The organism is Blastomonas sp. RAC04 (assembly GCF_001713435.1).
Classification (GTDB): Bacteria; Pseudomonadota; Alphaproteobacteria; order Sphingomonadales; family Sphingomonadaceae; genus Blastomonas; species Blastomonas fulva.
The window spans coordinates 974,749-988,826 of the sequence record NZ_CP016460.1 but is presented as its reverse complement, the minus strand read 5'-3'; the positions used below and the strand labels follow the sequence as shown (position 1 = coordinate 988,826).

Annotated in this window: 14 protein-coding genes; 5 read left to right on the top strand and 9 right to left on the bottom strand. The window is 64.0% G+C overall.

Annotation, left to right across the window (positions count from 1 at the left end; all coding sequences use genetic code 11):
* From BSY18_RS05815 to BSY18_RS05795, 5 genes are all read right to left on the bottom strand, one after another.
* Entirely contained in the window at positions 1–1,206 is a 1,206-nt protein-coding gene (locus BSY18_RS05815; protein WP_069051733.1) for a DUF3419 family protein, read from the bottom strand.
* Between the two features lie 189 nt (positions 1,207–1,395).
* Positions 1,396–1,974 carry a fasciclin domain-containing protein gene (locus BSY18_RS05810; protein ID WP_069049959.1) on the bottom strand — a complete coding sequence of 193 codons (579 nt, stop codon included), beginning with the start codon at positions 1,972–1,974 and terminating at the stop codon, positions 1,396–1,398.
* Positions 1,975–2,217: 243 nt separating this feature from the next.
* Positions 2,218–2,940, bottom strand: a complete 723-nt coding sequence (locus BSY18_RS05805) for an anti-sigma factor (RefSeq protein ID WP_150126216.1) — start codon at positions 2,938–2,940, stop codon at positions 2,218–2,220.
* A complete protein-coding gene (locus tag BSY18_RS05800; protein ID WP_069049957.1) occupies positions 2,930–3,496 on the bottom strand; it encodes a sigma-70 family RNA polymerase sigma factor in 567 nt (188 codons plus the stop codon). The genes BSY18_RS05805 and BSY18_RS05800 overlap by 11 nt, the downstream gene beginning before the upstream one ends.
* Positions 3,497–3,503: 7 nt before the next feature.
* Complete coding sequence (locus BSY18_RS05795; RefSeq protein ID WP_171900182.1) at positions 3,504–4,487, bottom strand: threonine ammonia-lyase; 984 nt, start codon at positions 4,485–4,487, stop codon at positions 3,504–3,506.
* Positions 4,488–4,544: 57 nt separating this feature from the next.
* Between BSY18_RS05795 and BSY18_RS05790 the strand changes: the two genes are divergently transcribed.
* The 5 genes from BSY18_RS05790 (at position 4,545) to BSY18_RS05770 (ending at position 9,334) form a co-directional block, all read left to right on the top strand.
* Positions 4,545–5,750: a saccharopine dehydrogenase family protein gene (locus tag BSY18_RS05790; protein ID WP_069049956.1), complete on the top strand. Its 1,206-nt coding sequence runs from the start codon at positions 4,545–4,547 to the stop codon at positions 5,748–5,750.
* Positions 5,751–5,869: 119 nt separating this feature from the next.
* A complete protein-coding gene (locus BSY18_RS05785; RefSeq protein WP_069049955.1) occupies positions 5,870–7,042 on the top strand; it encodes a carboxynorspermidine decarboxylase in 1,173 nt (390 codons plus the stop codon).
* Positions 7,043–7,175: 133 nt separating this feature from the next.
* Positions 7,176–8,369 carry a type III PLP-dependent enzyme gene (locus BSY18_RS05780; protein WP_069049954.1) on the top strand — a complete coding sequence of 398 codons (1,194 nt, stop codon included), beginning with the start codon at positions 7,176–7,178 and terminating at the stop codon, positions 8,367–8,369.
* Positions 8,370–8,448: 79 nt separating this feature from the next.
* Complete coding sequence (locus BSY18_RS05775; protein ID WP_069049953.1) at positions 8,449–8,877, top strand: MAPEG family protein; 429 nt, start codon at positions 8,449–8,451, stop codon at positions 8,875–8,877.
* 13 nt (positions 8,878–8,890) lie between these two features.
* Complete coding sequence (locus BSY18_RS05770; protein ID WP_054132925.1) at positions 8,891–9,334, top strand: MAPEG family protein; 444 nt, start codon at positions 8,891–8,893, stop codon at positions 9,332–9,334.
* A gap of 2 nt (positions 9,335–9,336) precedes the next feature.
* Here the strand turns inward: BSY18_RS05770 and BSY18_RS05765 are convergent, their stop codons facing one another.
* The 4 genes from BSY18_RS05765 to ilvD are packed head-to-tail and all read right to left on the bottom strand — an operon-like array spanning position 9,337 to position 14,037.
* Positions 9,337–10,542: a class I SAM-dependent RNA methyltransferase gene (locus BSY18_RS05765; protein ID WP_069049952.1), complete on the bottom strand. Its 1,206-nt coding sequence runs from the start codon at positions 10,540–10,542 to the stop codon at positions 9,337–9,339.
* The gene (locus BSY18_RS05760) at positions 10,532–11,953 is read right to left on the bottom strand and encodes an NAD(P)H-hydrate dehydratase (protein WP_236823457.1); all 1,422 of its coding nucleotides are present in this window, start codon (positions 11,951–11,953) and stop codon (positions 10,532–10,534) included. The genes BSY18_RS05765 and BSY18_RS05760 overlap by 11 nt, the downstream gene beginning before the upstream one ends.
* A complete protein-coding gene (locus tag BSY18_RS05755; RefSeq protein ID WP_069049951.1) occupies positions 11,946–12,335 on the bottom strand; it encodes a hypothetical protein in 390 nt (129 codons plus the stop codon). Before BSY18_RS05755 ends, BSY18_RS05760 begins: the two co-directional genes overlap by 8 nt.
* Positions 12,316–14,037 carry a dihydroxy-acid dehydratase gene (gene ilvD, locus BSY18_RS05750; protein ID WP_069049950.1) on the bottom strand — a complete coding sequence of 574 codons (1,722 nt, stop codon included), beginning with the start codon at positions 14,035–14,037 and terminating at the stop codon, positions 12,316–12,318. Before ilvD ends, BSY18_RS05755 begins: the two co-directional genes overlap by 20 nt.
* Positions 14,038–14,078: the final 41 nt, after the last annotated feature.

Genomic DNA, 14,078 nt, shown 5'->3' with positions numbered 1-14,078 from the left:
TCATTTGAGGACATACAAATGCACCCCGCCATAGATCGAGGAGCGGTCGCGCGCGGTAAATCCTAGCGAATCCGCGGCGCGATAATCCCAGCGGCCGAGCAGCTCATCGGGTACGCGCCCGGGCAGCAGGCTGGGTTCGGCAGCGGTGCGGAACAGCACGCGGGCACCGGGACGCGCGGTACGCGTGATCTCTTTCCACAACAGGGTCAGCTGCTGGTCGTTCATCCAGTCCTGCGCGTCGAGCAGAACATAACGGTCGAGACTGGCATTGGCGCTCGCCTGCAGCCGTTCGACGAAATTGGCATGCTCGACCTCCACCCGGCCAGCGCGCGCGCGAACCAGGTCGTAATTGGCCGCCTGCAGATAAGGCGGCAGCGGTGTGTCGGCACCCTTGCCATAGCCTCGGCCAAAGGCTTGCCAGGCAAAGTAGTTGTCGCGGATTTCAAAGTCACACGCTAGCTTTTCCAAGCGCTTGCGTAGCACATCTGCCATCTTTTCGTCACCCGCCAGCGCTTCGAACTGCGCCGGCGGAATTCCGAGGCCGAACAAGGCAGGCGGCTGATCGGTGAGCCAGCGGACAAACTTCTTGTCGAACACCGGGGCGAGATGCTGCTCGAAAATCGCGCGCTGCTCTTCCAGTGTCGAAGTGGTGAGCATCATCCTGAGATCGATCTTGTACAGCCGCGCCAGCAGATGCGCGGTGCCGATGAAGCCGCCGAGCAGCCCGCGTTTGTACAATCCGCTGCTGAACCCGCCGATGCGCCTGCGCCCTGCCAGATCACGGCCTTCCCAATAGCTGCGGCTGGTCTCGTCGAGATGCGGGCGGATATGCTCTTTGTAGGCGCGCAGGTTCTGCTTGCTGTCGGCCTGTCCGAAGAAGCGGTGGAAATGCGCATGATCGGGCAGATGCAGCGCCGCAGCGACCTTGAGCTTGTTGAGCGCGATATGCGCGGTGTTGAGATCGACCGCGATGATCTGCGCGGGGTCTGCCACCAGATAGGACAGCACGTTGCAACCGCCCGAGGCGATGGTGATGATCCGGCTGTCGGGCTGGATCTCCAGCGCCTCCATGTCGACCACCGGGTCCTCCCAGATCTGCGCATAGACCAGCCCCTTGAAGGCAAAGGCAAAGGCGCGTTCAAACAGCCCCTGCTTGCTGACCGTGGTCGATTGGGTAACCGCTTCCATGATCTTGGTATTGCGCATCGTGCCGGCCATATCGCCTTGCCCCCTTGCTCAGTGGTTGAACCTCTGAATGGGCGCGCTAGGCGGTCCGCGTGACCCGTGCATGACGGTTTGGCGACAGCGCATGTCATAATCCGCAGGCGCCAGACACAAAATGGCCCGCCGGTCTGGGGGGACCGGCGGGCCTGTGATGTGCCTGGGGCTAAGGGGTTAACCCGGCATCACCACGGTGTCGATCACATGCACCACACCGTTGCTCTGCATGACATCGGTCTGGGTCACGATCGACTTGCCGCCCTTCGCGTCGGTCAGGACGACATTCTTGCCCTGCAGCGAGGCCGTGAGGGTTCCTCCCTGCACGGTCTTGATCATGGCCTTGCCACCGCCCTGCTTGATGAGCGCGACGACATCTGCCGCGGTCACCTTGCCGGCGACGACATGATAGGTGAGGATCGTGGTCAGCAGACCCTTGTTCTCGGGCTTCACCAGCGTTTCCACGGTGCCGGCGGGCAGCTTGGCGAACGCATCATCAGTCGGGGCGAAGACGGTGAACGGGCCGGGCGAGGCCAGCGTGTCGACCAGGCCTGCCGCCTTGACGGCAGCGACCAGCGTGGTGAGGTTCGGGGCTGCGCTGGCGTTCTCGACGATCGTCTTGGCCGGGTACATGGCCGCGCCACCAACCATCGCGTGATCGGCGCCCTTGTGGTGATTGGCGAGCGCGGGGCCGGCAAACGCGAGGGTCGCAGCAGCGGTTGCGGCAAGAAGGCTGGGGGCAAGAGTTTTCAGCATAGGGGAAGTCTCCGTGGGTTATCCGTATCCGCCGGGGAAGCGGGATACGGGGGCAGCTACGCAGCGAAGCCAAGGCCGGATGCGCACGGATTAACAATTGTGAAATGGGCGCCGTTATCGGCTCTTGCGGACAGCAGCCCTATCGCTATTCCAGCGAACGCGGGAATCCCGCTATACGACTGTGGCGCATAAGCGAACTCCCCGCCTCCGCAGGGGCGACGAACTAAAGTCTAGGATCTCGAATCAAATCCGCTGCAACCGGCCTTGGGCGACTGTGGGCGCGCTGGGCTTGTCGGGATCGGGAAGCACCTTGGGCTCCATCGTGAGAATCAGCTCGCTCACCGGGTCGATGAACTTGCGATGCCCTTCGGGGATAGCGATGCGGGTGACACCGCCGCGCAGCAGACGGCCGAGACGGCGCGGCTGGCCGTCGGCTGGGACGATCCACAATTCGGGCTCGGTCTCGGTGACCGGCATGCCTTCCACCCGCACCAGCATTTCGGACGTGCTGCTGTCGTAGCGCGCAGTCAGCAGCAAGCCGTCGATCGGCCCGGTGAGCTGGGCAACGGCAACATCGGCCTTGTCCTGCGGCGCCGGACCCGGGGATTGCGGGCTGGGCCACACCAATGCCAGCGCAAGCATGGCTGCCACCGCCGATGCGGCGAAGGTCGCGATCTTCCACCCGCCCTGCGCACGGGGTGCGGGCATCAGGGTCGTCACCTGATCTGCGGCTGCTTCGGCATCGATCGCCTGATCGATCCGCGCCATCAGCCCGCTGGGTGGAGCGACATCGGCAAAGCCGTCATACAGCGGCGCCATACGTGCGCGCCAGCTATCCACCTCGGCAGCAAAGCCGGGGTCGGACAGCACCAGCCGAAGCGCGGAGGCGCGATCTGCGCCCTCCAGCAGGCCCAGAGCCAATTCAGCCGCCAAGGCGGACCGTTCGGGCATGGCATCACTGCTCACGCGACAGGCACTCCTTCAACTGCATCAGACCGCGGCGGATCCAGCTTTTCACCGTACCCACCGGCTTGTCCATGGCCTCGGCGATCTCGGGATAGCTGAGGCCCTGATAGAAGCCCGCCCTGATCGCAGTGGCGCGCACCGGTTCCAGCTCTTCAAGACAGGAGAAGATTTGCGCGCGCTCGCCCGCCTGGGCAAGATCCGCCGCGGGGTCTGCGGTTTCGTCGACAAGGGTTTCGCCCAGATCGGCAGGCAACGGGTCTTCATAACGCTGGCTTCTACGCCAATCGATCGCCGCGTTGCGTGCAATGGCGCACAGCCAGGCGATAGCACTCGCCTTGGCCGGATCGAACGATCCGGCACGCTGCCACACCTTGAGATACACGTTCTGCAATACGTCCTCCGCCGCGCCCCTATCGGTGCAGATACGTAAGCAAACGCCGTGCAGTTTCGCGGACGTCATCGCATAGACCGTGCGCAGCGCTTCGCGGTCCTGCTGGGCCACGCGGATCAGGGCAGACTGCAGGTCGGCCCTGCGGCTTTCGCTGGCTGGAGTCACCGGTCGCTCACGAGGCAAGCGCCCTGGAAAACAGCGCCGGATCGACATTTCCGCCCGACAGGATGATCAAGGTGCGGTCATCGACCTCGACCTTGCCTTCGAGCACTGCTGCCAGCGCCACCGCTCCGCCCGGCTCCAGCACCAGCCGCAGCCGCTCATGCGCGTGCCGCATCGCGCGGAACACCTGCGCATCCGAAACGCTGACCGCGTCGGCCTTGCGCTCCTTGAGGATTTCGAACGTCAGCGGCGAGACGCGCGGGGTCAGCAGCGCATCGCAGACCGTATCGGGCGCGTCGGTCGCAACAGGCACGATCTTCTTGCCCCGCAGCGAATCGCCCATGTCGTCCCAGCCATCGGGTTCGACCACGGTGATCCGGGCACCGGGCATAGCGAGCGCGATGCCCGCAGCGAGCCCGCCGCCGCCGCAGCAGGTGACCACGCGGTGCGGATGGATCCCGGCCTGGGCGATGATCTGCACCATCGCTTCGAGCCCGGTGCTGCCCTGCCCCTCGATGATCCACGGATCGTCGAAGCTGGGCACCACCACCGCACCGGATTCCGCCGCGATGCGGTTGGCAATGGCGACGCGGTCCTCGTTGCGGCGATCATAGAGAAGGATTTCCGCGCCATAACCGCGGGTTGATTCGATTTTGCGCTTGGGCGCATCGGCGGGCATCACGATGGTCGCCTTGATCCCCAGCCTTTTGGCCGCCCAGGCGACGCCCTGTGCATGGTTGCCGCTCGAAAAGGCGACGACACCGCGCGCGCGCTCTTCCTCGGTCAGGTCGGACAATCGGTGCCATGCTCCGCGGATCTTGAACGCGCCGATCGGCTGCAGGCACTCTGCCTTGCACCACAGGGTCATGCCGTCATGCTTCAACGGCATCAGAGGCGTCGGCGGAAGAATCGCCGAGATTTTCTTCGCGGCGCGCTCGATGCCCTCACGGCTGGGTTTGCGGTCTGCGCGAAGGGGATCACTTGGTTCTGTCATGCAGAGCCTCTATATGCACCCGCTGACAGCAATTCCAGCAATAAGGAAGAGACGGCTTTGGGCAAGATTCTGGTGATCGGTGCAGGCGGCGTGGGTTCGGTCGCGGTGCACAAGATGGCAATGAACGCGAACATATTCACCGAGATCACGCTGGCAAGCCGCCGCGTGGCCAAGTGCGACGCGATCGCCGAATCGGTTCTGGCGCGTACCGGAGTGAAGATTGCCACCGCCCAGGTCGATGCAGACGATGTCGATGCGACCTCGGCGCTGATCGAGCGGGTGAAGCCCGATCTGGTGTGCAACCTGGCGCTGCCCTATCAGGATCTCAACATCATGGACGCGTGCCTGCGCACCGGCGTGCATTACATGGATACCGCCAATTACGAACCGCGCGACGAGGCCAAGTTCGAATATGGCTGGCAATGGGCCTATCACGACCGCTTTAGGCAAGCAGGCCTGATGGCGCTGCTCGGCTCGGGCTTCGATCCCGGCGTCACCAGCGTTTTTGCAACCTATATCAAGAAGCACCTGCTCGACCGGATCGACACGCTCGATATCCTCGATTGCAACGGCGGCGACCACGGCCAGCATTTCGCCACCAACTTCAATCCTGAGATCAACATCCGCGAAGTGACCGCCCCCTCGCGGCACTGGCAGGATGGCGAGTGGGTCGAAGGCCCCGCGCTCAGCCACAAGCAGGTGTTCGATTTCGAGGCCGTGGGCGAGAAGAACATGTACCTCATGTACCATGAGGAGCTCGAATCGCTCGCCAAGCATTATCCCGAGATCAAGCGCATCCGCTTCTGGATGACCTTCGGAGATGCCTACCTCAAGCATCTGGAAGTCCTGCAGAATGTTGGCATGACCCGGATCGATCCGGTGATGTATGAAGGCCGCGAGATCATCCCGCTGCAGTTCCTCAAGGCCGTACTGCCCGAGCCTGCCTCGCTGGGCGAGACCACCAAGGGCAAGACCAACATCGGCGACATCGCCACCGGCGTGAAGGATGGCCAGGACAAGACGGTCTATGTCTACAATATCTGCGATCACGAGGACGCATATGCCGAGACCGGCAACCAGGCGGTGAGCTACACCACCGGCGTTCCGGCAATGATCGGCGCGGCAATGATCCTCACCGGCAAATGGACGGGTGCGGGGGTGTTCAACATGGAGCAGTTCGATCCCGATCCGTTCATGGACATGCTCAACCAGCATGGCCTGCCCTGGCAGGTGAAGGAACTCGACGCGCCGCTGGCGTTTTGAATTAACTCGGTCCCCTGCGAAGGCAGGGGCCCATCTCCTTCTGGTGCATCTAGGCTCAAGCTTAGGTGATGGGTTCCCGCCTTCGCGGGAAACCGACTTAAAAGAGGTCAAGCTACCCGATGGAAACCAAGGCTGGCGATCCCGGCGCGTTCCGGCATTTCGATCTCAACCGCGTCCCCTCGCCCGCATTCGTGGTCGATGAGGCAGCGGTACGGCGCAATCTGGCGATCCTTGCCGATGTCCGCGACCGGGCGGGGATCAAGATGCTCGCTGCGCTCAAGGCGTTCTCGTTCTGGCAACTGGGCGATGTGGTCGGCGAGTATCTCGACGGCACCTGCTCGTCGGGCCTTTGGGAAGCGCGGCTGGCGACCGAACATTATTCAGGCGAGGTCGCAACCTATTGCGCGGGCTACAAGGCCGAGGATCTGCGCGAGATTCTGACGCTGTCCGATCACGTCATCTTCAACAGCCCCGGCCAGATCGCGCGATTCGCGCCGCTGGTGGCCGAGGCACGCGCCAAGGGTGAGCAGTTCGACATCGGGCTGCGGATCAACCCTGCGCTGCCATTGGGCGAGACCCCGAAGTACGATCCGTCGCAGCCGCACAGCCGCCTGGGTCACCCGATCGACCAGCTTCGCGCCGAGCATCTCGAGGGCGTGTCGGGCATCCACTTCCATTCGTTGTGCGAGCAGGACCTGCTGCCACTGCAGGAAATCTGGACCAAGCTCGAACCCTTGCTCGAACCTTATTTCAACCGATTGAAATGGCTGAATTTTGGTGGCGGCCATCATATTACTCGGGCGGACTATCAGCGCGATGACCTGGTCGATTTCCTGATCGCGGTGAAGGCGCGCACCGGCTGCGAGATCTATCTCGAGCCCGGCGAGGCCGTGGCGCTCGACGCGGGCATTCTGGTCGGCGAACTGCTCGATGTGTTCGCCAACGGCATGAAGGTGGGAATCACCGACATCTCGGCCACCTGCCATATGCCCGATGTCATCGAGGCACCCTATCGCCCCGCCATGCTCGGGGAGCGGCCCGACGCACAGGTGATACGGCTCGGCGGGCCCTCATGTTTGGCAGGCGATATCATCGGCGACTATGGCCTGCCCGGGCCGATGGAGCCGGGGCAACGCTTCGCGTTTCTCGACCAGGCGCACTACTCGATGGTAAAAACCAATACTTTCAATGGCGTACCACTGCCTTCTATCTGGCTGTGGAACAGCACGGACGACAGCCTCAAGGAAATTCGCTCGTTCGGATACGAGGCGTTTCGCGACCGTCTGGGGTGATAAACTCCGCGCAATTTTCCACTTTACATGCAAACAGTCGCGCCCTATTTACGCGGTCCGCTGCCCCAGGGGGACTTCCAATAACCGCAAGGCAGCCTTGTTGTTTGTTCTGTTTTTTTGGGGGTCCCTTGAGTTGCACAACTTCCTTGATGCGCTGGAGCTGATTCAGGCTCTGACACCGGCACAGCCGGTTACGCTGGACCGACCGCAGGCGGCAACGCGCGCGGCCAGGTTCTTCGTTGATCGTTTCCCCGGCAAATCGCTTTATGCGGTCAAGGCGAATCCTTCGCCCGACCTGTTGCGCGTGCTGTGGAATGCGGGAATCACACATTTCGACGTCGCCTCGATCGCCGAGGTCCGCCTGGTGGCCGAAACGCTTCCGGAAGCGACCCTGTGCTTCATGCACCCGGTCAAGACCCCCGAAGCGATCGCCGAGGCCTATCATACGCACGGCGTGCGCGTGTTCTCGCTCGATTGCCGCGAAGAGCTCGACAAGATCGTGGCCGCTACCGGCGCGCCCGAGGATCTGACGCTGTGCGTCCGGCTGCGGGTTTCGTCCGAGCATTCCGAGCTCAGCCTTGCGTCCAAGTTCGGCACCGAGCTCACCGAAGCGCGTGATCTGCTGATGGCAACCCGTCAGGCCGCAGACAGCCTTGGCATCTGCTTCCACGTCGGCAGCCAGGCGATGAGCCCGCACGCCTATGTTCAGGCGCTTGACCGCGTCCGCGCGGCAATCGTCGATGCATCGGTCACCGTCGACGTCATCGATGTCGGTGGCGGCTTCCCGTCGGCCTATCCCGGCATGCAGCCCCCGCCTCTCGAGGATTATTTCGCGATCATCGAACGCACCTTCGAAAGCCTGCCGATCAGTTATTCGGCCGAACTGTGGTGCGAACCGGGCCGCGCGCTGTGCGCCGAGTACAACTCGATCATCGTGCGCGTCGACCGGCGCCGCGGCGAGGAACTGTACATCAACGACGGAGCTTATGGCGCTCTGTTCGATGCCGCGCATATCGGCTGGCGCTTCCCCGTCCGCTATCTGGGCGACACGCGCAGCAGCACGATGGCCGACTTCGCGTTCTTTGGCCCGACCTGTGACGATATCGATTACATGGCTGGCCCCTTCCCGCTGCCTGCGGACATCAAGGCTGGCGATTATATCGAGATCGGCATGATCGGCGCTTATGGCGCGGCGATGCGCACCGCCTTCAACGGCTTCGGCACCAGCGACCATTATACCGTCGGCGACGAGCCGATGCAGTCGATGTACACCGGCGAGGCCCGCCCGCACTGGCGCGCCGACAATGTGGTCAGCATCACCCGCTGAATCGCAATTAAGTTGCGATTGACAATCTATTAAGGCTGACGCAGTTTCCTTCCCTGTATCGCAGGGGAGGGAACTGCCGATGTCCGCCAACATACTCACGCCAGCCGCAGTGCTGGTGCTATGGTCGCTTGTCATGCTGTTCTGGATGGCCGGAACGCGGCTACCGGCAGCCAAGAAAATGGGTGTCGACATTTCGCAGGCCACTGGTGGCCGGGGCAGCGATCTCGACCCCGCGCTGCCCCCGCAGGTGGCCTGGAAATCCCACAATTACGCACACCTCATGGAACAGCCGACGATCTTCTATGCAACCATTGCGATCATCGCGATCGCCGGTGCCGGCACCGATGGCCTGAACGTCGCTCTCGCCTGGGGCTATGCGCTGATCCGGATCGTGCACAGTATCTGGCAGGCCACGGTGAACAAGGTCCAGACCCGCTTCCTGCTGTTCCTCGCCTCGACACTGTGCCTCATCGTGCTGGCCGTTCGCGCCCTGCTCGCCACGCTCTGAAGGAAACGTACCCATGACCAGCGCCATTCTCCAACCCGTCGTCATCCTTCTCGCCTGGACCATGGTCATGTGGCTGTGGATGTACGTCACCCGCATACCGGCGATGCAGCGCGCCAAGATCGATGTCGCCAATCTCAAGGGTGGCACCGGAAAGGACCTCGATGCCGTGCTGCCTCCAGAGGTCCAGTGGAAAGCGCATAATTACAATCACCTGCTGGCTGAACCTACGGTCTTTTATGCGGTGTGTATCGTACTGGCCATTATCGGTCATGGAGAAGGCATGAACCTTGCCGTCGCGTGGCTGTATGTTGCGCTGCGAGTGGCGCACAGCCTGCTGCAGGCGACCGTCAACCGCGTCGCGATCCGCTTCCTGCTGTTCGCCTCATCCAGCCTGTGCCTGATCGTGCTGGTCTTTCATGCGGCCATTCCGATCTTCGACCTGCATCTGCACGGCTGAAATCAGCCGGCGCGGACGAATTCGCTGGCCAATTCGACATGGGTTGACCAGCGGAACTGCCCGACCGGCCACACCGTCTTGAGCTCGAACCCGGCATCGCACAGGGTCCGCGCATCGCGGGCGAAGGTCGCCGGGTTGCAGCTCACATAGCATAACCGCTTGAGGCTGGACGCGGCGATGGCGGCGATCTGCGCCTCGGCCCCGGCGCGCGGCGGATCGAGCACCAGCCCGTCGAAGCGGCTAAGCATGTCGGCCTGCAGCGGATTGCGGAACAGATCGCGATGCTCGGCAAACACCGGCAGCTGGCGCGCATTGGCCGCCTGGGTCAGCGCCAGCACCGGATCGCGCGCGGCCTCTGCGGCATAAAGCTTGCGCCCCGGCTCGCTCAGGTGGAAGGCAAAGCTGCCAAGGCCTGCAAACAGGTCCGCGACCATCCGTGCACCCGCCAGCGCCTCGCGCGCGGCTGCCGCCAGGGCGGCTTCGCCATCGGTGGTGGCCTGCAGGAAGCTCGCATGCGGGAAGCGCACCGCGACATCGCCAAAGCTCACCGTCACCGGCACCGGTTCATATTGGGTCTCGGGGCCATAGCCCTGATCGATCGACAGCCGGGCAAGGCCCTGCGTCTCGGCAAAGGCAGACAGCATCTCATGCTCGGCGACGCTGCTCGGTGCCAACCCCGTGATCAGCACGTCGATGCCCTGGTCGATCTCGGCAAGTTCGACCTGGCCTGACAGCTTGGGCTTGGGCCATTTCGCGACCAGCCCCCGCACCGCCGTCATGACGTCAAACAGTCTTGGCGTCACGATGTCGCAGCTGCGTATATTGACCAGATCGTGGCTGCCCTGCCCGGCAAAACCCAGGGTTACCGCCGATTTCATGCGGGTATAGCGCAGGCTTGCGCGCCTGCGGCTACGCGAGGGCGAGAGGTGGACAGGGCGCACTTCGCCTATGGTTATGCCTTTGGCGATCAACGGACCGGTGACGCGCTCGCGCACGAAATCAGCCAGCGCCACATCATCGAGGTGCTGCAGGCTGCACCCGCCGCATGTGCCGAAATGCGGGCATTGCGGCGTCGCGTGATGCGGGCCGGGGATGACGGCGCCATCGGGTGCGATCGTGTCCCCCGGGGCAGCGCCCGCAACATGACGACCCGAAGCAGTGACACCATCTCCCCGCGCGGCGACCCGCACGATCAGCTCATCGTTCAAGACAGAACTCCACCGCCAGCGGCAGCGCTTCGGCGAGTTGCCAGGCCGTAAAGGCCGGTCCTGCGTTGCGCGCCGCGCGGTCGTGCAACCAGACCGCCTCGGCCAGCGCATGCATTGTCTCACCATGATTGGCAAGCCGTGCGGCAATGCATCCGGCAAGGACATCGCCGGTGCCCGCCACCGACAGCCAGGCGCAGCGGCGGTCGGCGATGATGGTGCCGCCATCGGGCGCTGCGATCACGCTGTCCGCGCCCTTGTAGAGCACACAGGCGCCAAGCGCCGCAGCCAGGCTTACGGCGCGAGCGGCCTTGTTGAGGGCCCCATCCTCCTCGCCTGCCAGCGCGATAAACTCGCCATCGTGCGGGGTGAGCGAGAGCGGCGCCTCGCGGTCCCGCACCGCGTCCCGCCGGCTGCCCAGCAGATGCAGCGCATCGGCATCGAGAACCAGCGGGTGCGGACAGGCCAGAGCGGCATCGAGCAGCGCCTCTGCTGCACAATCGCGTCCCAGGCCAGGGCCCGCCAGCACCGCGCCAATGCGCGGGTCGCAGAGTGCTTCGGCCACGGCAGCCGCGTCATCCGCACGTTGCCAGACGATATCGGCGGGGAGCGTCGCAGGCGGCTCCCCTGCCCCCAGAATCTTGACATAGCCTGCCCCGGTGCCCTGTGCGGCGCGGGCCGCGAGCAACGCTGCGCCGAGCATCGCGCCTGCCAGCACCACAACCAGGCCGCGCCGGTATTTGTGGGAACGGGCATCCGGCGGCGCGATCAGCGGCCTGGTGATCCGGGTTGCGGCGTTGTCCGGTGATGCCACACCGATTTCGATGAGGCTGAGCGTGGCGCAGTCGCTGGCGACCGGCTCCAGCACATGCGCATACTTCAACGCACCCAGCGACAGGACATGGTCGAATGGCAAGGGATCGTTGAGCCATATCGCGCGATCGGCATCGGCGCCGCTGGGCAGATCGACCGCAAAGCTGCGGCGCGCCCTCAGGACCAGCGCCTTGAGCTGATCCCAAACCGGAGCATCGAGGGGCCGCGTCAGCCCGCTGCCGAACAGGCAATCCACGATCTGCGGCGCCGGTACGGCATCGGCCAGCGCGATGACGCCGCCCGCGAACCGCGCCCGCGCCTTGCGCGCGGCCTCGGTACGAGGCTCGGCCAGCGCTGCGACTGTTATCGGCACACCCTTTTCGCGCAAAAACTGTGCGATAACATAGCCATCGCCGCCATTATTGCCGGGACCGCACAGGACGAGCGTCGGGACACAACCGCCGATCCGCCAGATCATTTCGCCGGCGGCGGTTCCCGCACGCAGCATCAGCGCATCGACCGACACGCCGGTATCGAACACCGCCTGTTCAGCCGCGACCATCTGCGCGACCGTCAGAACGGCTGTGCCGGTATCAGCCACCGCCCGCGCCAGGCTTGATCGTCGCGGGAATGCGATAACGGTCCTCGCCCACCGTCAGCTGGATCCGGCCATCGGCGAGCGGCGTGACCACCGCTTCCTCGGCTCCATCGGCCGCGACCAGTCCGCGGCCATCGCTGACGATCTCGAACCGGCGGAAACCACCATCCGGGTGACGCATTACCAGTTCGCGCCGATCGCCGTTCTGCACGCGCTCGGCGTCGCATTGCTCGGTGAACTCGGTCTCGTTGCCCAGCGCGCAGGCGATGCGGCTGTCCTCACTACCGCTCGGCAATTCGGCGTCGGACGCCGTCTCGCCCGAGCACGCCGCTGCTGCGCCCGAGAGCAACAGCAGGACGAGCGCGTCAGATGTCCGCATAAACATGCTTTTCCGCCTTGGCGCCGGGATGGGTGAGCGCGCCCTTGCTCGCAGGGCCGACATTCTGCGCATAGCGCCAAAGGGCACCTGCCTGATAGTCATTCTCGCGCGGTTGCCATGCGGCGCGGCGCTCGGCTAGCACCGCGTCATCGACGAGCAGGTCAATCGTTCCGGCTTCGGCATCGATCGCGATGAGATCGCCGTCCTCGACCAGTGCGATCGGACCGCAATCGGCAGCCTCCGGCCCAACATGGCCGATGCAGAAGCCGCGCGTCGCGCCCGAGAAGCGCCCATCAGTGATCAAAGCGACGCTCTCGCCCATGCCCTGGCCGTAAAGCGCGGCGGTGGTCGACAGCATCTCGCGCATGCCCGGACCGCCCTTGGGACCTTCGTAGCGGATCACGATGACCGAGCCTTCCGCGATCTGGCGCGCCTCGACTGCGGCGAAGCAATCCTCCTCGCAATCGAACACCTGTGCCGGGCCGGTGAACTGCAGCCGCGCCATCCCCGCCACCTTGACGATCGCGCCATCGGGCGCCAGCGAACCCTTGAGGCCGACGACACCGCCGGTAGGGCTGAGCGGCGTCTTGACGTCATAGATCACCTTCTGGTCGGGGTTCCAGGTGACCTCGTCGATGTTCTCTCCCAGCGTCTTGCCGCTCACCGTCATGCAGTTGCCGTGGAGCAGTCCATTGGCGAGCATCGTCTTCATCAGCATGTAGACGCCGCCGGCCTCGTACATGTCCTTGGCAACATAGCGCCCACCGGGTTTGAGATCGGCGATATAGGGTGTCGACTTGAACATCTCGGCGACGTCGAACAGATCGAAATCGATCCCGGCCTCGCTCGCCATGGCAGGCAGATGCAGCCCGGCGTTGGTCGATCCGCCAGTAGCCGCGACAACGCGTGCAGCATTTTCAAAGGCTTCGCGCGTACAGATATCACGTGGCCTCAGGTTCAGTGCCAGCAGCTCCATCACCTGCTTGCCCGCGGCAATCGCAATATCGGCGCGGCTTTCATAAGGTGCGGGCATCATGTTGCTGTTCGGCAGCGAGAGGCCGATCGCCTCCCCCACGCACGCCATGGTATTCGCGGTGAACTGACCGCCGCACGCGCCATGCCCGGGGCAGGCGACCTTTTCCAGCGCGGTCAGGTCCTTGAGCGGGCAGTTGCCTGCGGCATGCTGGCCCACGGCCTCGAACACGTCCACCACGGTCACATCCTTGCCGCCGAAATGGCCGGGCAAGATCGACCCGCCATAGACGAAGATCGACGGTACGTTGAGCCGCAGCATCGCCATCATCATGCCGGGCAGCGACTTGTCGCACCCTGCAAAGCCGACCAGCGCATCATAGCAATGCCCGCGCACCGACAGTTCGACCGAATCGGCGATCACTTCGCGGCTGACCAGCGAGCTCTTCATGCCCTGATGGCCCATGGCGATGCCATCGGTGACGGTGATGGTGTTGAACCGGCGCGGCATTCCGCCGCCTGCGTTCACGCCATCGCGGCACAGATCGGCCTGCGCATTAAGCGTGGTGTTGCACGGCGCGCTGTCGTTGCCCGCGCTGGCGATGCCGACAAAAGGCCGCCCGATCTCCTCCTCGGTCAGCCCCATCGCGTAATAATAGCTGCGATGCGGCGCGCGCTCGGGTCCGACCGAGACGTGGCGGCTGGGCAGTTTCGACTTATCGAACGAATGTGTCATGATGAGGCCTTTCTTTGGTGGCGCTCTTTCCAAAAAGCACG

Coding starts and splice junctions, on each gene's coding strand:
- BSY18_RS05810 (WP_069049959.1), bottom strand. CDS start 1,974: ATGCTGAAAACTCTTGCCCCCAGCCTTCTTGCCGCAACCGCTGCTGCG.
- BSY18_RS05815 (WP_069051733.1), bottom strand. CDS start 1,206: ATGCGCAATACCAAGATCATGGAAGCGGTTACCCAATCGACCACGGTC.
- BSY18_RS05795 (WP_171900182.1), bottom strand. CDS start 4,487: ATGACAGAACCAAGTGATCCCCTTCGCGCAGACCGCAAACCCAGCCGT.
- BSY18_RS05775 (WP_069049953.1), top strand. CDS start 8,449: ATGTCCGCCAACATACTCACGCCAGCCGCAGTGCTGGTGCTATGGTCG.
- BSY18_RS05770 (WP_054132925.1), top strand. CDS start 8,891: ATGACCAGCGCCATTCTCCAACCCGTCGTCATCCTTCTCGCCTGGACC.
- ilvD (WP_069049950.1), bottom strand. CDS start 14,037: ATGACACATTCGTTCGATAAGTCGAAACTGCCCAGCCGCCACGTCTCG.
- BSY18_RS05785 (WP_069049955.1), top strand. CDS start 5,870: ATGGAAACCAAGGCTGGCGATCCCGGCGCGTTCCGGCATTTCGATCTC.
- BSY18_RS05755 (WP_069049951.1), bottom strand. CDS start 12,335: ATGTTTATGCGGACATCTGACGCGCTCGTCCTGCTGTTGCTCTCGGGC.